Origin of the sequence: Fuscovulum blasticum DSM 2131, assembly GCF_003034965.1 — a bacterium.
Lineage (GTDB): Bacteria > Pseudomonadota > Alphaproteobacteria > Rhodobacterales > Rhodobacteraceae > Pseudogemmobacter > Pseudogemmobacter blasticus.
Genome location: NZ_PZKE01000003.1, coordinates 242,021 through 259,889, shown reverse-complemented (window position 1 = coordinate 259,889; position 17,869 = coordinate 242,021). Strand labels below are relative to the sequence as shown.

The 17,869-nt window shown below is 66.5% G+C and carries 15 protein-coding genes; 9 read left to right on the top strand and 6 right to left on the bottom strand.

Going from position 1 to position 17,869, the window contains the following annotated elements; genetic code table 11:
* Positions 1–54: 54 nt before the first annotated feature.
* A complete protein-coding gene (gene gltX / locus C5F44_RS05000) occupies positions 55–1,386 on the bottom strand; it encodes a glutamate--tRNA ligase (protein ID WP_107672398.1) in 1,332 nt (443 codons plus the stop codon).
* A gap of 126 nt (positions 1,387–1,512) precedes the next feature.
* Here gltX and C5F44_RS04995 point away from each other — a divergent pair, with 126 nt between their 5' ends.
* Together C5F44_RS04995 and C5F44_RS04990 are read left to right on the top strand one after the other, a co-directional pair.
* A complete protein-coding gene (locus C5F44_RS04995; RefSeq protein WP_107672397.1) occupies positions 1,513–1,923 on the top strand; it encodes a metallopeptidase family protein in 411 nt (136 codons plus the stop codon).
* Between the two features lie 93 nt (positions 1,924–2,016).
* Positions 2,017–2,946, top strand: a complete 930-nt coding sequence (locus C5F44_RS04990; protein ID WP_107672396.1) for an MBL fold metallo-hydrolase — start codon at positions 2,017–2,019, stop codon at positions 2,944–2,946.
* 60 nt (positions 2,947–3,006) lie between these two features.
* On the opposite strand, the gene wrbA is transcribed toward C5F44_RS04990, so the two are convergent.
* The gene (gene wrbA / locus C5F44_RS04985) at positions 3,007–3,603 is read right to left on the bottom strand and encodes an NAD(P)H:quinone oxidoreductase (RefSeq protein ID WP_107672395.1); all 597 of its coding nucleotides are present in this window, start codon (positions 3,601–3,603) and stop codon (positions 3,007–3,009) included.
* A gap of 166 nt (positions 3,604–3,769) precedes the next feature.
* Here wrbA and C5F44_RS04980 point away from each other — a divergent pair, with 166 nt between their 5' ends.
* Positions 3,770–4,720, top strand: a complete 951-nt coding sequence (locus tag C5F44_RS04980) for a 1-phosphofructokinase family hexose kinase (RefSeq protein WP_107672394.1) — start codon at positions 3,770–3,772, stop codon at positions 4,718–4,720.
* Positions 4,721–4,735: 15 nt separating this feature from the next.
* On the opposite strand, the gene C5F44_RS04975 is transcribed toward C5F44_RS04980, so the two are convergent.
* Positions 4,736–6,409, bottom strand: a complete 1,674-nt coding sequence (locus tag C5F44_RS04975) for a Na/Pi cotransporter family protein (RefSeq protein WP_107672393.1) — start codon at positions 6,407–6,409, stop codon at positions 4,736–4,738.
* A gap of 248 nt (positions 6,410–6,657) precedes the next feature.
* Positions 6,658–8,322, bottom strand: a complete 1,665-nt coding sequence (locus tag C5F44_RS04970; protein WP_107672392.1) for an NAD+ synthase — start codon at positions 8,320–8,322, stop codon at positions 6,658–6,660.
* Between the two features lie 152 nt (positions 8,323–8,474).
* Here C5F44_RS04970 and C5F44_RS04965 point away from each other — a divergent pair, with 152 nt between their 5' ends.
* Positions 8,475–9,932, top strand: coding sequence for an MORN repeat-containing protein (locus tag C5F44_RS04965; RefSeq protein WP_107672391.1), 1,458 nt, complete (start codon positions 8,475–8,477; stop codon positions 9,930–9,932).
* Positions 9,933–10,013: 81 nt separating this feature from the next.
* Here C5F44_RS04965 and C5F44_RS04960 read toward each other — a convergent pair whose 3' ends face one another.
* On the bottom strand, positions 10,014–12,221 hold the full coding sequence (locus C5F44_RS04960; RefSeq protein WP_107672390.1) for a primosomal protein N': 2,208 nt from the start codon (positions 12,219–12,221) through the stop codon (positions 10,014–10,016).
* Between the two features lie 101 nt (positions 12,222–12,322).
* Here C5F44_RS04960 and fsa point away from each other — a divergent pair, with 101 nt between their 5' ends.
* Entirely contained in the window at positions 12,323–12,976 is a 654-nt protein-coding gene (gene fsa, locus C5F44_RS04955; RefSeq protein WP_107672389.1) for a fructose-6-phosphate aldolase, read from the top strand.
* Positions 12,977–13,624: 648 nt separating this feature from the next.
* Positions 13,625–14,749 (top strand): type I restriction enzyme HsdR N-terminal domain-containing protein, encoded by a 1,125-nt coding sequence (locus C5F44_RS04950; protein WP_235822514.1) that lies wholly within the window; start codon positions 13,625–13,627, stop codon positions 14,747–14,749.
* Between the two features lie 6 nt (positions 14,750–14,755).
* Here C5F44_RS04950 and C5F44_RS04945 read toward each other — a convergent pair whose 3' ends face one another.
* The gene (locus tag C5F44_RS04945) at positions 14,756–15,268 is read right to left on the bottom strand and encodes a BrnA antitoxin family protein (RefSeq protein ID WP_181318185.1); all 513 of its coding nucleotides are present in this window, start codon (positions 15,266–15,268) and stop codon (positions 14,756–14,758) included.
* A gap of 214 nt (positions 15,269–15,482) precedes the next feature.
* Between C5F44_RS04945 and C5F44_RS04940 the strand changes: the two genes are divergently transcribed.
* From C5F44_RS04940 to C5F44_RS04930, 3 genes are read left to right on the top strand one after another with little or no spacing between them, the layout of a single operon-like run.
* Positions 15,483–16,175, top strand: a complete 693-nt coding sequence (locus C5F44_RS04940) for a DUF484 family protein (RefSeq protein ID WP_107672387.1) — start codon at positions 15,483–15,485, stop codon at positions 16,173–16,175.
* Positions 16,172–17,116, top strand: a complete 945-nt coding sequence (locus tag C5F44_RS04935; protein WP_107672386.1) for a tyrosine recombinase XerC — start codon at positions 16,172–16,174, stop codon at positions 17,114–17,116. Before C5F44_RS04940 ends, C5F44_RS04935 begins: the two co-directional genes overlap by 4 nt.
* 46 nt (positions 17,117–17,162) lie before the next feature.
* Positions 17,163–17,867 (top strand): CDP-alcohol phosphatidyltransferase family protein, encoded by a 705-nt coding sequence (locus C5F44_RS04930; RefSeq protein WP_107672385.1) that lies wholly within the window; start codon positions 17,163–17,165, stop codon positions 17,865–17,867.
* Positions 17,868–17,869 lie beyond the last annotated feature (2 nt).

Here is a 17,869-nt window from a genome sequence, read left to right as displayed (position 1 = left end):
AACGGAAAACAGCTTGCCGGGGGCCGGGCCGGAAACGGCCCGGTCCGCCGCCGGTCACATCACCGGGCGCTTGCGCAGATGCGGCATCAGTTCTGACATGTCGGGGCCATGCGCCTGCCCGGTCAGGGCCTTGCGCAGCGGCATGAACAGATCCTTGCCCTTGCGGCCCGTGGCGGCCTTGACCGCGCCGGTCCATTCGCCCCAGGTCGCCGTGGTCCAGGGTTGCGCGGGCAGCAGGGCCAGCGCCTGAACCACGAAGTCGCGGTCGGCCTCGTCCACCACCGGGGCGGCGCCTTCGCTGAACAGCTTCCACCAGCCGGCCAGATCGTCCAGCACGGTGATATTGCCCTTGGCGATGGCCCAGAACCCTTCAGCCTCATCATCGGGAACGCCCAGCGCGGCAATCCGGTCCTTGACCTTATCGAACGAAAACCCCTGCACGACCCCCCGGGTCAGCGGGAAAAGATCTTCAGCATCGAACTTTGTGGGCGCCGCGCCGAAACTTTCCACGTCAAAGCCCTCGGCCAGCTCGTCTATGCTGGACGCCAGCTCCACCGGCTTCGAAGACCCCAGCCGCGCCATCAGCGACAGCAGCGCCATCGGCTCCACACCCCGCGCGCGCAGGTCGCGCAGCGACAGCGTGCCCAGCCGTTTCGACAGCTCTTCCCCTTGCGCGCCGGTCAGCAGCGAATGGTGCGCAAAGGCCGGTGGCGTGCCGCCCATGGCTTCCATGATCTGGATCTGCGTCGCGGTATTGGTCACATGGTCGGCCCCGCGCACGATATGGGTCACGCCCATCTCGATATCGTCCACCGACGAGGCGAAGGTATACAGCACCTGCCCGTCGGCGCGGATCAGCACCGGGTCCGACACGCTGGCGGCGTCAATCGACACCGGCCCGATGATGCCATCCGGCCATTCGATCCGGGTCTGGTTCAGCAGGAACCGCCAGTATCCCGCCCGGCCCTCGGCCCGAAAGGCGGCCTTCTGGTCGTCTGACAGGCCCAGCGACGCCCGGTCATAGACCGGCGGCTTGCCCATCCCCAGCAGCTTCTTGCGCTTGAGGTCCAGTTCGGTCGGCGTCTCGAAACATTCGTAGAACCGGCCATCGGCGCGCAGCTTGTCCGCCGCCGCGTGATAGCGGTCATAGCGCAGCGACTGCTTTTCGATGCGGTCCCAGTGCAGGCCCAGCCACTCAAGATCGGCCATGATCCCGTCGGCATATTCCTGCTTTGACCGTTCCTGATCGGTGTCATCCAGACGCAGGATGAACTGCCCGCCCGACTTGCGGGCGATCAGGCAGTTCATCAGCGCGGTGCGCAGGTTGCCCACATGGATGTATCCGGTGGGCGAGGGGGCGAAGCGGGTGACAACAGGGCGGGTCATGGGTGGGCTCCTTGAACCCGCCTCTCCTGTCACAAGGCCCGCGTCTTGTCCAGTTTCCGCCCCGGTTGCCGCCTTTCGCGGAGATGCCCCCTTCCCCGGGGCAAGACCACCGCCTATCTCCTGGGCATGAGCAATCCGTCCTACGATTCCATCGCCCCCTCGCTTGAGCTGATCGAACAGATCGCCCGCGAAACCATCGCCACCCTGCCCGAACCGTGGCGGGAACCCGCGACCCATGTCGTGCTGCGGGTCGAGGACTTTCCGTCAGAAGATCTGTTGCACGCGATGGATCTGGAAGATCCCTTTGAACTGACAGGGCTTTATGAAGGCATCCCGCTGACCGAGAAGTCGGTGTCGGACCAGCCCACCCACCCCGATCTGATCTGGCTGTTCCGCCGCCCGATCCTGGATGAATGGGCCGAACGCGGCGATGTTTCCATCGCCGAGCTTGTCAGCCATGTGACCATCCACGAACTTGCCCATCACTTCGGCTGGAGCGACGAAGAGATCGCCACCGTCGACCGCTGGTGGGAATGACCACCGGCGCAAAGGACGTGATGACGCCGGTTTGATGTGCCGACCGGCCCTCGGGCCCTATCCTTCGTCAAGACATCACCGAAGGAGGACCGAATGACGACCCTGTCCCGCCGTCAGGCGCTTATGGCCGCCGCTGCCCTTCCGCTTGGCGCCGCCCTGCCCCACCCCGCCGCCGCGCGGGCCGATCTGCAAGGGTCGGCGCTGCCGCTGTTCCACCGCTTCCGGCTGGGCGGGTTCGAGGTGACCACCCTTCTGGCCGGCACCCGCACCGGCGACAAGCCGCAGGAAACCTTTGGCCTGAACGTCCCGCCCGAGGAGTTCGCCGCCGCCTCGGCCGCCGCCTTCCTGCCGGCGGACAGGACGCACAACTATTTCACCCCCACGCTGGTCAACACCGGGGCGGAACTGGTGCTGTTCGACACCGGCCTGTCAGCCGAAGGGTTGGGGGCCGCGCTCTCCGCGGCGGGCATCACCCCCGACCAGATTGACGTGGTGGTGCTGACCCATATGCACGGCGACCATATCGGCGGGCTGATGGCGGCTGACGGCACGACCCCCGCCTACCCGAACGCCCGCTATGTGACCGGCAGCGTCGAGCATAACCACTGGGCGCAGGCCGGCAACGAAGGCTTTGACAAGAACGTCCGTCCGCTGGCCGAAAAGACCACCTTCGTCGAAGGCGGCGGCACCGCCGCGCCCGGCATCACCGCGCTGGAGGCCTTCGGCCACAGCCCCGGCCACATGGCCTGGATGCTGGAATCCGGCGGCCAGCAACTGGCGATCACCGCCGACACGGCGAACCATTACGTCTGGTCGCTGCAATACCCCGATTGGGAGGTGCGCTTCGACGCCGACAAACCCGCCGCCGCCGCGACCCGCAAACAGGTCTTCGGCATGATCGCCGCCGACCGCATCCCCTTCATCGGCTATCACATGCCCTTCCCTGCCCTCGGCTATGTCGAGGCCAGGGATGCCGGCTTCCGCTTCGTGCCCGCCAGTTATCAACTGCTGCTGAACGGCTGAGGCAACGAAAAAGGGGCGGCCGAAGCCGCCCCGCAATTCCCGTCAGGCCCGGATGCCCGATCAGGCGGCCAGCTTGGCCGCAATCTCGACCAGGCGCTTGGCCTGATGGCCGATGGCCGCCCGCGCCTTTTCGTCCAGTTCCTTGCCCTGGGTGTGGCTGTAGCCATAGGGGTTGCCGCCGGCGGCGGGAATGGCGGCATCGGTGAAGCCCGGCGCCACGATGATCGACCCCCAGTGCAGGAAGCTGGTGTACAGCCCCAGAAGCGTGGCTTCCTGCCCGCCATGGGTGTTCTGCGCGCTGGTCATGGCGCTGATCGCCTTGTTGGCCAGCCCGCCCTTGAACCAGACCCCGCCCAGCGTGTCGATGAACGCCCGGATCTGGCTGCTGGCCTGACCAAAGCGGGTCGGGCCGCTGAACAGATAGGCATTGGCCCATTCCATGTCTTCCGGCGTGGCAACCGGCACGACGCTTTGCTTCTCAAGCGCGGCCTTCCAGGCATCCTGGCTGTTCACCACCGCCTCGGGCGCGGTTTCGGCCACACGCAGCAGGCGCACCTCGGCCCCGGCGGCACGGGCGGCCTCGGCGGCGATTTCGGCCATGGCGTGGTTGGTGCCATAGGTGGAATAGTAGATGACGGCAAGTTTGACGGCGCTCATTGCGGTGACCCTTTCTTCGGGACGGTGCGGTGTCTATGCCCCCAACCTATGGCCCCGCAGCCCCGCCGGCCATTGGCGATGCCCGCGCAGACATCGTGCATCCTTGCGCAGGGGTTCACCTTGCCAGACGCGCAGTCTAAGGTTGCACCGACAGACAGGTGCATGAATGGCCGAAACCGCCCCGATCCTTACGCTGACGCTGAACCCCGCGCTCGACATGGCAACCGAGGTGCCCGAAGTGGTGCCGGGCCAGAAACTGCGCTGCGCCGATCCGCTGCTGGACCCGGGCGGCGGCGGGCTGAACGTCAGCCGCGCCATCCGGGCGCTTGGCGGCGAAAGCCTGGCGCTGGTGGCGCTGGGCGGCCTGACCGGCGACCGGCTGGCCGGGCTGATCCGCCACGCAGGCGTTACCTTCCTGTCGATCCTTGGCCCCGGCGAAACCCGCCAATCGCTGACCGTGAACGAGGAATCAACCGGCAAGCAATACCGCTTCATGCTGCCCGGCCCGGTCTGGGGGGCCGCCGAACGGGCGCATGTCTTCACCCTCTTGCGCGCCACCTCGCGCCCCGGCGGCTATTCGGTGATCTCGGGCAGCCAGCCGCCCGGCACCCCGATCGACTTCGCCTCGCAACTGGCCGAATCGATGCCCGACAGCAAGGTCGTGCTCGATACTTCGGGCAAACCGCTGCTTGAGGCGGTCAGGAACCCCATCCCCGGGCTGGAAGTGCTGCGGATGGATGGGGAAGAAGCCGAAAGCCTGACCGGCCACGCGCTGACCGACCGCAAGGACACCGCCGATTTCGCGCAAGGTCTGGTGCGCAAGGGCGTGGCGCGCAAGGTGGTGGTGGCGCGCGGGGCTGATGGCAACGTGCTGGCCACCGCCGACCAGCGGCTGTTCTCGCCCGCGCCCAGGGTGCGCGTGCGTTCAACCGTCGGCGCGGGCGACAGTTTCGTCGCCGCGCTGGTGCTGGCCATGGCCCGCGGCCAGCCCGATGACGAGGCGCTTTCGCTGGGCTCCGCCGCCGCCGCCGCCGCGGTGATGACCGACGCAACCCAGCTTTGCCGCCCCGAAGACGTGATGCGCCTGCTGCACGAAGCCGAAGCCAGCCCGATCTGACGGCCCGCGCCGGGCTCAGCTCTCCACCAGGGCCGGCACGTCGATGGCCCGCAGCCGGGTGCTGCGCAACACGCCTGCCGCCGCAAGTTTGGGATAGGCGGCGGCGGCAAGGGCCGAATTCACCCGATGCAGGTCGCGCAGGATATCGGCGAACAGCTTGGCGGTCTCGGGGTCGGCAAATCCGTCTGCCAGTTCCGCCGCGATGATCCGGTCCTCCACATTGCGGAAGGCATCCTTCTGGCCGGCCAGATCCTTGGCCACCTCAAGATCATCCGAACACAGCGCGGCGGGCAGAACCCGCAGCGAATCCAGCACGATGCCGCGCGCCTCGGACAGCCCCTCGCGCTGCGCGTCGCTCAGCACCATGTTGCGCCGCACCTTCTGCCGTGACCTGTCCCCCAGGCTGCGGCGAAGGATGTCGCCGGCATGTTCCAGGCTGCCCGCATAATGCAGGATCATGCGCGCCCGCCGCGCCTCGTCGCTGGTCTGGCCCTCGGCCGACAGGCCCGCCAGATAGCCGCCCAGCGCCTTGCGATGCGCCGACAACAGCCCGTCCATCCGGGCCAGCTCGCGCAGCGTCTCCAGCTTGCCGCTCTCCAGCACGTCCAGCGCCTGTTCGGTCATCCGTGCCACCATCTCGGCCATCCGGGTGGTTTCCAGCGCCGCATTGGTCAGTGCCATCTGCGGCGTGACCGAGGCGTGCGTGGTCAGATAGCGCGGGGTCATCGTCGGGTCGGCGGCCTGTTCGTCAGTCGGCATCAACCGCGCCACCAGCCGGGTGATCTGCCCCGACAGCGGCAGGAACAGCAGCGCCGCCACCAGGTTGAACCCAAGGTGCATCTGCGCCACCGCCGTTGCCGGCGTCAGATGCAGATACTCCAGCCCCTGCAACAGGAAACTGATGCCGATCAGCCCCGCCAGCGCCAGCCCGCCCCGGCACAGCAGGTTGGCCACCGGCAGGCGCCGCGCCGCCGCCGGCTGGCCAAAGGTGGCCGACAGCGCCGGCAGGCCGCCCCCGAAGTTCAGGCCCAGCACGAAGGGCGCCACCTCGGCGGGGGACAGGCTGCCGTTCATCACGAAGGTGGTCAGCAGCAGCACCACCACCAGCGAGGAATGGCAGATCCAGGTCAGGATGGCCCCGGCCAGAAAGGCCAGGAATGGTTCGGCCGCCAGCGCGCCCAGAACCTCGTGAAACAGCGACGCCTCCCGCAGCGGCGCGGTCGCGCCCACCACCAGCTTCAGCGCGAACAGCATCAGCCCCAGACCGATCAGCATCCGCCCCATGTTGCGCGGGCGAAACTCGGCTGACCGGCCGAACAGCACATAGCCGGCAAAGATCAGCGCCGGCGCCAGCATCGCCGCCGCCGACGAACCGGAGGCCAGGATCGCCGCCGTCGCCGCCGATCCGACATCCGCCCCCAGCAGCACCGCCAGCCCGGTCGCCGGCGCCAGCACCCCCGATCCGGCCAGACTGGCCACGATCAGCGTCGTCGCCGTGGCGCTGCCCAGAACCGAGGTGACGGCCAGCCCGCCGCCAAAGGCCGCGATCCGGTTCGACAGCCGCCGTTCCAGCCAGCCCCGCAGTCGGTCGCCCCAGCCCCGTTCCATCCCGGTGCGCACCATCCGCACGCCCCACAACAGCAGGGCAACGCCGCCAAGAAGATCAAGGATCACAAAGGTTCCGGTCATCGCACCTGCCCTCGGCTCAACCCGCCACGCGGGAACGTCCGGTGCCGGACCTGAAGTTCTAGACCCCAAGCCGGGCTCAGGTCAAATCTCCACATATGCCAGACAGGTTTGCCGCCCCGCAGCCGTTCCCCGCCCCGCTTTCATCTGTCCCCAAATATCCCCGCGCGGCAGGCAGCGCCCAAGCCGGTTGGCGCGCGCCTTGCGCGCGCCAGAGGCGAGACAACAGGCCTGCGGCCGCGCCTTTTCCCTCAGCCGCCAGATCCGTCGCGCCAGCGCATGGCGATGGGATAGCGGCGGTCCAGCCAGAACGCCTTTTGCGTCAGCCGCACACCGGGGGCGGACTGGAACCGCTTGTATTCCGCGATGTAGAGCAGATGCTCCACCTTCTTCACCGTGGCCCGGTCAAAGCCCCGCGCCACCAGATCGGCGACCGATTCCTCGCGTTCGACCAGCCCTTCCAGAATGGCATCCAACACCTCATAGGGCGGCAGCGAATCCTGGTCGGTCTGGTTCGCCCGCAGCTCCGCCGAGGGCGGCTTCTGGATGATGCGCTGCGGGATCACCTCGCCGCCGGGGCCCTTCATCCAGGGGCGGTGGTTCTCGTTGCGCCATTTCGCGGTCAGGAACATGCGGGTCTTGTACATGTCCTTGACCGGATTGTAGCCGCCGTTCATGTCGCCGTAGATCGTGCAATAGCCCACCGCCATCTCGCTCTTGTTGCCGGTGGTCAGCAGCATCTCGCCGAACTTGTTCGACAGCGCCATCAGCAAAAGCCCCCGCAGGCGCGACTGGATGTTCTCTTCCGTCACCCCCGGCTCGGTGCCGGCAAACAGCGGCGCCAGCGCCTGCCCCACCGCCGCCTGCGCCCCGCTGATCGGCACGGTGTCCAGCCGCACGCCCAGCCGCTGCGCGCAGGCCGTGGCATCTTCCAGCGAATGGGCGCTGGTGAATTCCGACGGCAGCATGACACAGCGCACGTTTTCCGGCCCCAGCGCATCGGCCGCGATGGCGGCCACGATGGCACTGTCGATCCCGCCCGACAGCCCCAGCAGCGCCTTCGAGAAGCCCGTCTTGCGCATGTAATCGCCCAGACCCATGACACAGGCCCGGTAATCCGCCTCGCCGATGGGCGGCAGATCGGCGATCCCGCCCGTATCCGCCCGCCAGCCCTCGGCCGTGCGCCGGAAGGTCACCAGCTCCGCCGCCTCGTCGAACTGCGGCATCTGCACCGCCAGATGCCCGCCCGGGTTCAGCACCATGCTGGACCCGTCGAACACCTGGTCATCCTGCCCGCCCACCATGTTCAGATAGCACAGCGGCAGCCCCGTCTCGATCACGCGGCTGATCATCAGGTTCAGCCGAAGGTTCGGCTTGCCGCGGTGATAGGGGCTGCCGTTCGGGATCAGCAGGATCTCGGCCCCGGTTTCCTGCAGGGTCTCGGTCACGTCGGGGTGCCAGGCATCCTCGCAGATCGGCGTGCCGATGCGAACGCCGTTCACCACATAGGGCCCCGCCACCTCGGCCGACGAAAAGATCCGCTTTTCGTCGAACACCGCGTCATTCGGCAGATGGTGCTTCAGCACCGTCGCCGTGGCGCGGCCCCCCTGCAGCACCCACCAGGCGTTGTAAAGCCGCCCGCCCATCCGCGCCGGCCCGCCGATGCCCAGCGCCGGCCCATCGGCGCAGTCCTTCGCCAGCGCCTCGATGGCGGCAATCGCCTCGTCCTGAAAGGCGCGCTTCAGGATCAGGTCCTGGGTCTGGTAGCCGGTCACGAACATCTCGGTCAGCGCCACCATGTCGGCCCCCGCCGCCCGGCCCGCCTGCCAGTGGCCGCGCGCCTTCGCGGCATTGCCCGCGATGTCGCCGACGGTGGGATTGGCCTGCACCAGCAGCAGCCGGAAAATGTCGGTCATCACGGGACTCCTTTTCACATTCCCCGCTTCTAGCAGAACCGATGCGCGGGAAAACCCTTGCCGATGCGCGGGCAACGCGGTGCCCGGCTTGCCAGCCCCGCCGCCCGCCCCTACCCTGCCACCGGGATTCGAGAACCCAGGAGCCTTGTGCGATGCGTCTTCTTCCGGCCTCAGTTGTTGCCGTCACGCTGGCGCTGGCCGCGCCTGTCCTTGCCCAGTCGGAAGATGAGGTCATCACAAAGCAGTATGATGACGGCTCGGTCTATGAAGGCACGTTCCGCAACGGCCGCCAGCATGGCCAGGGCACCTACAAGCTGCCGAACGGCTTTGAATATACCGGCACCTGGGTCGATGGCGAAATCAGCGGCCAGGGCACCGCGCGCTATCCCAACGGGTCGGTCTACGAAGGCACCTTCAGCAAGGGCCAGCCGAACGGCAAGGGCAAGATCACCTTCGCCGATGGCGGCACCTATGAAGGAGACTGGACCGAAGGCAAGATGACGGGCGAAGGCAAGGCGACCTATCCCAATGGCGCGGTCTATACCGGCACCTTCCTGAACGGCCAGCAGAACGGCAAGGGCGTGATCGAGAACCCCGGCGGCTATCGCTATGAAGGCGACTGGGTGGCCGGGGCCAAGGAAGGCACCGGCAAGATCACCTATGCCGATGGCACCACCTATGAAGGCGGCCTTGCCAAGGGCGAACGGTCCGGCAAGGGCACGCTGATCATGCCGAACGGGCTGACCTATGTCGGCGACTGGTCCGAAGGGCAGATCAACGGCACCGGCAAGCTGACCCAGCCCAATGGCGATGTCTATGACGGCGCTTTCGTCAATGGCCAGCGCGATGGCAAGGGCCGCACGGTCCATGCTTCGGGCGATGTCTACGAAGGCGACTACAAGGCCGACCGCCGGCACGGCCAGGGCAATTTCACCGCCAAGGACGGTTTCAAATACGAAGGTGCCTGGGTCGAGGGCCGGATGGAGGGCACCGGCTCGGTGACCTATCCCGATGGCTCGGTCTATGTGGGCGCGATGAAGGCCGATCAGGCCGATGGCCAGGGCGCGATCACCTATCCAGATGGCTCCACCTATCAGGGGGCCTGGCAAAACGGCGTGATCCAGGGCGCGGGCAAGGCGACCTATGCCAACGGGCAGGTCTATGAAGGCAGCTTTGCCGCCGCCAAGCCGGATGGCACCGGCACCATGACCTATCCCGATGGCTATCGCTATGAAGGCGACTGGAAGGCCGGCGTGCGCGAAGGCACCGGCAACGCGACCTATGCCGATGGCACGGTCTACAAGGGCGACTTCAAGGCCGGCCTGCGCGATGGCAAGGGCGAACTGACCATGCCTGACGGCTTCCGCTACATCGGCGACTGGACCGCCGGCGAGATCAACGGACAGGGCAAGGCCACCTATCCTTCGGGCGATGTCTATGAAGGCACCTTCAAGGCGGGCAAGCGCGAAGGTCAGGGCAAGATGACCTATGCCACCGGGCAGGTGGCCGAAGGCATCTGGCAGAACGGCATCCTGACCGCGCCCCCCGAAGGCACCCCCGCGGCCCCGGCGGACGGCGCCGCCCCGGCGGAAGCGCCCGCCAATCCCTGACGTTGCGGCGGGGGCGCTGCCCCCGCACCCCCGGGATATTTGCGGACAGATGAAAGGGCCGCCGGGTCCGATGGGCCGGCGTTACAGAAAACTTTGCGGGTCGATGTCGATGGCCAGGCGGACATTGGCCGGGATCTTGACCTGCGCCACCCATTCGGCCAGCGCCGGTTGCAGCGGCACCGCCTTTGGCGCCTTGACCAGCAGGCGCACCCGATGACGCCCGCGCACGCGGGCAATCGGCGCCGGGGCGGGGCCAAACACCTGTGCCCCCGCCCGCAGCAGCGGCTCGGCCCGGCGGGCAAGCTCGCCCCCCAGATCGAAGATCTGCGCCACATCGGGGCCGGACAGGATGATGCCCGCCATGCGGCCATAGGGCGGCACGCCCGCGGCGCGACGCTCGGACGCTTCGGCCCGCCAGAACGCCTCTTCATCGCCACCCAGAATGGCGCGGATCACAGGATGCTCGGGCTGGTGGGTTTGCAGCCAGGCCTCGCCCGGGCGGTCGGCCCGCCCGGCCCGGCCCGCGACTTGCCGCATCAACTGGAACGTCCGTTCTGCTGCCCGAAGGTCAGACCCTTGCAGCCCCAGATCGGCGTCGATCACGCCGACCAGCGTCAGCAGCGGAAAGTTGTGCCCCTTGGCCACGATCTGCGTGCCGATGATGATGTCGGCCGCACCGGCGGCGATCGTCTCGATCTGCTCTTTCAGCGCGCGGGCCGATCCGAACAGGTCGGACGACAGCACCGCCAGCCGCGCCTTGGGGAAGCGTTCGGCCACCTCTTCGGCCAGCCGTTCCACCCCCGGCCCCACCGCCGCCATCTTCCCCTCAACCCCGCAGGACGGGCAGGCCTGCGGCACCGGCTTGGTGGCGCCGCACTGGTGGCAGACCAGCCGTTTCAGGAAACGGTGTTCCACCATCCGCGCATCGCAATGATCGCAGCCCACCTGCGCCCCGCAGGCCCGGCACAGCGTCACCGGCGCATAGCCGCGGCGATTGATGAACAAAAGCGCCTGTTCGCCGCGCTCCAGCCGCGCCTCGACCCCGCGCGCCAGCGTGGGGGAAATCCAGCGGTTCGCAGCCAGGCTTTCCGCCCGCATGTCGATGGCCTTCATCGCCGGCAGTTCCGCCACCCCGAAACGCGCCCCCAGATCAAGGCGCAAGTACTTCCCCGCCTCGGCATTGGCCCAGCTTTCAAGGCTGGGCGTGGCCGAAGACAGCACCACCGGGCAGCCGCAGATCGAGGCACGCAGCACCGCCATGTCGCGGGCATTGTAGAGCACGCCCTCCTCCTGCTTGTAGGAGGTGTCGTGTTCCTCATCGACGACGATCAGGCCCAGGTCGCGGAACGGCAGGAACAGCGCCGACCGCGCGCCGACGACCAGTTCCACGCCCCCTTCGCCGCACATCTTCCACAGCCGGCGGCGTTCGGTCTGGGTCACGCCGGAATGCCATTCGCCGGGCCTTGCCCCGAAGCGCGCCTCGACACGGGCCAGGAAATCGGCCGTCAGCGCGATTTCCGGCAACAGCACCAGCGCCTGCCGGCCCCGCCGCAGGCATTCGGCCACCGCTTCCAGATAGACCTCTGTCTTGCCGCTGCCGGTCACGCCTTTCAGCAGGAAGGTCTGGTACTCGCCCGCCGTCGTCGCCTGCACCAGCGCATCGGCCGCCGCCACCTGCTGCCCCGCCAGCGCCCGCAGGCCGGCCGGGTTCAGCGGCGGATAGGGCGTGTCCTTCGGCGCCTCCTCCTCGGCCAGCACGCCCAGCTTGACCAGCCCCTTCACCACCCCGGTGCCACAACCCGCCGCCTCGGCCAGTTCGCGCAGGGTGACGGCGGCCCCGCCCCAGCCGCGCAGCGCCTCGACCACCCGCGCCCGCGCCTCGGTCAGCCGGTTCGGCACCGGCCCCGCCAGGCGATAGACCTTGCGCATCGACGGCGGGTCGAACAGCCCCGGCGCCCGCGTCGCCAGCCGCAGCATCGCGGGCCAGGGCGTCAGCGTGTAATCGGCGGCCCGCGTCAGGAAACTGCGCAGTTCCGCCCGCATCGGGCGCGCGTCCAGCACGCGGGCAATCGGGCGCACCTTGGCCGGGTCCCACCGCCCCTCGCCCTTGCCCCAGACCACGCCCAGCACCCGGCGCGGCCCCAGCGGCACCTCGACGAAATCGCCGGTGCCGCAGCCGCCTTCCGGCGCCTTGTAGTCCAACAGGCGCCCCAGCGGTTCCGTCGTCAGGACGCCCACCACCTCGCCTTCGTCGAACACCCGCTCGGCCACGCTTGCGCTATCCTTCATCGCCCCTGCATCTTTCGCCCGGGGCTGTCTTGCGGTAATACCCGCCGCATCCCGGCTTCTCCAGCCCCGAACCACCCTGACGCGCCAGAAGGACAGGCCCCATGAGATTCTTCGTCGATACCGCCGATGTGGATGCAATCCGCGAGCTGAACGACCTTGGCATGGTCGATGGCGTGACCACCAACCCCTCGCTGATCCTGAAATCGGGGCGCGACATCCTTGAGGTGACGAAGGAAATCTGTTCCTTCATCTCGGGCCCGGTCTCGGCCGAAGTGGTGGCGCTGAAGGCCGACGAGATGATCGCGGAAGGCCGCAAGCTGGCCGAAATCGCCGAAAACATCGCCGTCAAGGTGCCGCTGACCTGGGATGGGCTGAAGGCCTGCAAGGTGCTGACCGGCGAAGGCCGCATGGTCAACGTGACGCTGTGCTTCAGCACCAACCAGGCGCTGCTGGCCGCCAAGGCCGGCGCCACCTTCATCTCGCCCTTCATCGGCCGGCTGGATGACATCAACCTTGACGGGCTGGAACTGATCTCCGACATCCGTCAGGTCTATGACAATTACGGCTTCGAGACCCAGATCCTCGCCGCCTCGGTCCGCACGCTGAACCACGCCTCGCAATGCGCCCTGATCGGCGCCGACGTGATGACCGCCCCGCCCTCGGTGATCAAGGCCATGGCCAACCATGTGCTGACCGACAAGGGGCTGGAACAGTTCATGAAGGACTGGGCGAAGACCGGGCAGAAGATCCTCTGATCCCCCCCAAGCCCGCCCGGCCCCCGGGCAGCGCGGCGCGGCGCCCCTGTCCCCACCACTCCCGACCCCCAACCTCCGCACCTCCCCTCCCCCTCCGTGGGGAGGGGATGGGGGTGGGGCCACACACCGCCCCACCTCAAGCGACCTGCCCGAACACAGGGCCGCACCAGCAACACGCCCTGATCGGGGCGCCGACGTCATGACCGCCCCCTCGGGGATCAAGGTCGGTCCCCCATCCCGCCCCCAACCTCCGCACCTCCCCTCCCCCTTGTGGGGAGGGGATGGGGGTGGGGGCGCCGCTCATCACCCGCAGGGTGCGCATTTATGCAGACCACCGCCCACCCTGTCACCCCCGCGAAAGCGGGGGCCATCTTCGGCGCCCCAAATGACCCCCCGCCTTCGCGGGGATGACGTGACCCTACCTTCCTCCCTTGTCAGACTTGCACGACGACGGGCGAGGAGGGGGCAGACAGTTTATGAGGACGGGCGGGCAACCCGGCGTAGGGAGTGTGTGCACCTGCACAAATTCTTAGCACGGGGTTCGCCCCGCCAATCTGTGTGCAACCATTGCACATCACGCACCAGCACCCGACCGTTGCGCCTCCCCACCCCCATTTGCGGCGTCAAAGCTTCCAATGCAAATAGCACTTGCCGACCCTTCAGTTACTGTGGAGTATCCTCAGAACACCCTTTGCTGCGGAGGTTGAAGTGGACTTTGCTGGAAAAGTCGCCGAGCTTGTGAAACGCTCTAAACATGCGACGCAGCACGCGATAACCGAAGAAGCGACCAAGACTGCTGTTGTTTTGCCTTTCATTCAAGCCTTGGGTTTTGACGTCTTTAATATCGAAGAGGTCATCCCAGAATTCATCGCAGATGTAGGCATAAAGAAGGGTGAGAAGATCGACTTCGCCATCAAGATCGGCGGAAAAATTCAGATTCTCGTTGAAGTTAAACCGATCTCGACTGCACTCGGATCGGCGCAATACAGTCAATTGTTCCGTTACTTCGGCACGACTGATGCAAAGCTTGCGATATTGATTAACGGCCGAGAGGTCTGGTTCTTCTCGGACATCGACGAGAAGAACAAGATGGACAAGAAGCCGTTCTTCGTCTTCGACTTTCAGAACCACGATGAAAGACAGATTGAGGAACTGGCGCGGTTCCAGAAGTCGATCTTCGACGTTGATGCGATCCTCGATGCCGCGTCCAACATGCGCTATGTCAAAGCCGCATCCGCGATGATCTCATCGCAGTTGGCCGCGCCTGACGATGATTTCGTGCGGTATGTGGGCAAGCAGATATATGATGGATCGCTCACCAAGGCCGTCGTGGAAATGCTTCGTCCAGCCATCCAGGCAGCCTTGGATGAAGTCGTTCGCAACAGAATTCAGGAAAGGCTCAACGTCACCTTCGGCAAGGAGCAACCGAGTGTCGAGCCAACAGATCGCAAAGCCGCCGAAGAGCCCGCCTCTTCGAGTGATGTCGTGACGACGGAAGACGAGCAGATGGCCTTCATGATTTCTCGCGCAATCGTGGCCAAAGTCATCGACGTTAAACGCATCGTTCTACGCGACGCCAAATCCTATTGCAGCGTCCTTATCGACGACAACAACAGACGGCCGCTCTGCCGTTTCTACTTCAATGCCAAGAGCGTGAAATCGGTAGGCGTCTTCGATGCAGAAAAGAACGAAACACGCCACAACATTTCCGACCTTTCGGACATTTACCAATTGTCTGCAAACCTAGAGGCAACCGCGAAGCAATACGCCTAACCAGCCTCACCGCACCCAAGGCACCCCCTCCTCCCCCTCCGGCACGCCGCTTTCCCCGAACCGGCGCTGCATCGTCTCCTGCATCTTCGCCCGGGCCGCCTGTTCCACCTCCGGCCCCTCGTCCTGCCAGGCTTCGCCCAGGTCCCGGGCCAGGTCGCCGAACTCCGGTTTCGGCCCGTCGTGGCTGTCCGCCCGGGCGCGGTAATGCGCAATCGTCTCGGCGCCGCGGATCACCCCCGCCAGACGCGCGTGCATGTAGCTGCGCAGCACATCGTTGATGCGCGGCCCGTAGCCCGCGCCCATCGACTTGAAGAACTTCACCACATCGGCCTCAAGGCTCAGGTTCACCTTCACCCGGGCGGATCGCGGCGTGGCCTGGGCGATCTCATGCCATTCGGCCGGGATGCGGCCGGTCAGTTCAATGGTGTTGTGCAAGTCCCATTCCAGGCGCCGCATCACATCCATCATATAGGTCATGTGGGCGCGCTGGCGGGGCGGCTGTTTCTTCAGGTCGGGCATGGCGTCTCCGCGCGGTCTGCGTTGCGGGGCCAGCATGGGGCGCAAGGGTTAACGCTGTCTCAGCCCGGCGCACGGCAAGACGGAAGCAAGACGCGGGCAAGACCGCAGCAAGACGGCAGAATTCCTGTTCCTGTTGCCCTCAGGCCCTACCGCCCGAGGCCGCTTTTCCGCTATAGTGTGGGGCAAATCACACAAAACTCCGGGCAGCCCTTCCATGATCGAACCAGACCTGCGCGATCGCCTGATCGCCGAACCGGAAAGCATTCTTGACGATACCGACGTGATGAATGCCCTTGTCGCCGCCAACGAAAGAGCGATGGGAAACAACATCATAGACCTGCGCGGCATCGCCATGCAGCGGCTGGAAACCCGGCTGGAGCGGCTGGAAGACACCCACCGCAGCGTCATTGCGGCGGCCTATGAAAACCTGGCCGGCACCAATCAGGTGCACCGCGCCATCCTGCAGATGCTGGACCCGCTGGGGTTCGAGGATTTCCTGCGCACCCTCTCCACCGACGTCGCCGCCACCCTCCGCATAGACTGCGTCCGCCTCGTCCTGGAAAGCCGCCAGGAAGCCAATGATCCGGTGCTGCGCAAGCTGGGCGAAGTGCTTTATGTGGCCGAGCCGGGCTTTGTGGCCGACTATCTGGCCGGTGGCCGCAACGTGCCGCTGCGCCCCGTTACCCTGCGCCCCGTCTCGCCACAGGGCGATGCGCTTTATGGCGACCGGGCCGGCAAGATCCGCTCCGAGGCGCTGTTGCGGCTGGATTTCGGCGCGGGCCGGCTGCCCGGGATGCTGGTCTTCGCCGCCGAAGACCCCAACCAGTTCAAGCCGACGCAGGGCACTGATTTGCTGGCCTTTTTTGCCGGCATCTTCGAACGCACCATGCGCCGCTGGCTGTCGTGACCGACACGCTTGCCATCGCGCCGCAGCTTCGCGCGGCCCTGTCGGATTGGCTGGCCCATCTGTCGGCGCTGAAAGGGGCCTCGCAAAACACGCTGACGGCCTATGCCGCCGATGTGCGCGGTTATCTGGGCTTTCTGGCGCAGCACAAGGGCGGCACCGAAGGCTTGCCGGCGGTGCTGGCCACCACGCAATCCGACCTGCGGGCCTGGATGGCGCATGAGCGCCGCCGCGGGCTTGAGGCGCGGTCGCTGGCCCGCGCGCTGTCGGCTGTCAAGTCCTTCACCGCCTGGGCCGCCGATCGCACGGGGGCCGAGGCCACGCCCGTTCTATCGGCCCGTGGCCCGAAGTTCCGCCGCAAGCTGCCGCGCCCGCTGTCGGAAGACGGCGCCGCCGAGGTGATCGAAACCGTCGGCCTGCAGGCGCGCGACGACTGGCAACAGGCCCGCGACATTGCGGTGGTGACGCTGCTTTACGGCTGCGGGCTGCGGATCTCCGAGGCCCTTGGCCTGACCGGCGACGCCATCCCCCTGCCCGATGTGCTGCGCATCATCGGCAAGGGCGGCAAGACCCGCCTTGTTCCCGTGCTGCCCGCCGCGCGTGAGGCGGTGGCGACCTATGCACGCCTGTGCCCCTGGGATCTGCCCGCCAGCGAACCGCTGTTCCGCGGCGCACGCGGCGGCCCGCTGAACCCGCGCCTGATCCAGTTGGCGATGGAGAAGGCGCGGCTTCAGCTTGGCCTGCCCGCCACGGCCACGCCGCACGCGCTGCGCCACAGCTTTGCCACCCACCTGCTGACGGCGGGCGGTGACCTGCGCGCCATTCAGGAACTGCTGGGCCACGCCTCTCTGTCCACGACCCAAGCCTATACCGCCGTCGATGCCGCCCGTCTGATGGAGGTGTACGAGGCCGCCCATCCCCGCGCCGCAATGGGGAAATCCTGACCCCGCCCCTGTTGCACCCCGTCGCTCTTTGGTTCAAGACTTGCCCATGCACGATCGTCTCAAGGCCCTGTCCGTTCACCTTCTCACAGCCACCGGCGCCGTGCTGTCGATGTTCGCCATGCTGGCCGCCGTCGAAGAGAAGTGGAGCCTGATGTTCCTCTGGCTGGTGGTGGCGCTGATCGTCGATGGCATCGACGGCCCGCTGGCCCGCAAGTACGAGGTTCACAAGAACTGGCCCACCTATGACGGTGTGCTGATGGACCTGATCATCGACTATATGACCTATGTCTTCATCCCGGCCTATGCGCTGTTCAAGTCGGGACTGCTGTCGGGCTGGACGGGTTGGCTGGCGATCATCGTGATCGTCTATGGCTCTGTCGTCTATTTTGCCGACACGCGGATGAAGACCACGGACAAATCCTTTGCGGGCTTTCCGGCCTGCTGGAACATGGTTGTTCTGGTGCTGTTTGCTGTGGCGCCGTCGCAGGGCACAATCCTGATCGTGGTGATCCTGCTGACCATCACCATGTTCACCAACCTGAAATTCATCCACCCGACGCGCACCAAGCGCTGGCGCAGCCTGTCGCTGGGCGTCTGCATCGCCTGGATCTGCTTTGCCGCCTGGGCCGCCATGGTCAACTTTGCCGAAGGCAGCCTGGCGCATTGGGGCCTGATCCTGACTTCGCTTTATCTGGTTCTGGCCGGCATCGCGCAGCAGATCTTCCCCGAACGCATCAAGCGCGTCCGCTAAGA

Bases quoted from the DNA above. Each gene is read 5' to 3' on its own strand.
- gltX (WP_107672398.1), bottom strand. From the start codon at position 1,386: ATGACCCGCCCTGTTGTCACCCGCTTCGCCCCCTCGCCCACCGGATAC.
- C5F44_RS04995 (WP_107672397.1), top strand. From the start codon at position 1,513: ATGAGCAATCCGTCCTACGATTCCATCGCCCCCTCGCTTGAGCTGATC.
- C5F44_RS04990 (WP_107672396.1), top strand. From the start codon at position 2,017: ATGACGACCCTGTCCCGCCGTCAGGCGCTTATGGCCGCCGCTGCCCTT.
- wrbA (WP_107672395.1), bottom strand. From the start codon at position 3,603: ATGAGCGCCGTCAAACTTGCCGTCATCTACTATTCCACCTATGGCACC.
- C5F44_RS04980 (WP_107672394.1), top strand. From the start codon at position 3,770: ATGGCCGAAACCGCCCCGATCCTTACGCTGACGCTGAACCCCGCGCTC.
- C5F44_RS04975 (WP_107672393.1), bottom strand. From the start codon at position 6,409: ATGACCGGAACCTTTGTGATCCTTGATCTTCTTGGCGGCGTTGCCCTG.
- C5F44_RS04970 (WP_107672392.1), bottom strand. From the start codon at position 8,322: ATGACCGACATTTTCCGGCTGCTGCTGGTGCAGGCCAATCCCACCGTC.
- C5F44_RS04965 (WP_107672391.1), top strand. From the start codon at position 8,475: ATGCGTCTTCTTCCGGCCTCAGTTGTTGCCGTCACGCTGGCGCTGGCC.
- C5F44_RS04960 (WP_107672390.1), bottom strand. From the start codon at position 12,221: ATGAAGGATAGCGCAAGCGTGGCCGAGCGGGTGTTCGACGAAGGCGAG.
- fsa (WP_107672389.1), top strand. From the start codon at position 12,323: ATGAGATTCTTCGTCGATACCGCCGATGTGGATGCAATCCGCGAGCTG.
- C5F44_RS04945 (WP_181318185.1), bottom strand. From the start codon at position 15,268: ATGCCCGACCTGAAGAAACAGCCGCCCCGCCAGCGCGCCCACATGACC.
- C5F44_RS04940 (WP_107672387.1), top strand. From the start codon at position 15,483: ATGATCGAACCAGACCTGCGCGATCGCCTGATCGCCGAACCGGAAAGC.
- C5F44_RS04930 (WP_107672385.1), top strand. From the start codon at position 17,163: ATGCACGATCGTCTCAAGGCCCTGTCCGTTCACCTTCTCACAGCCACC.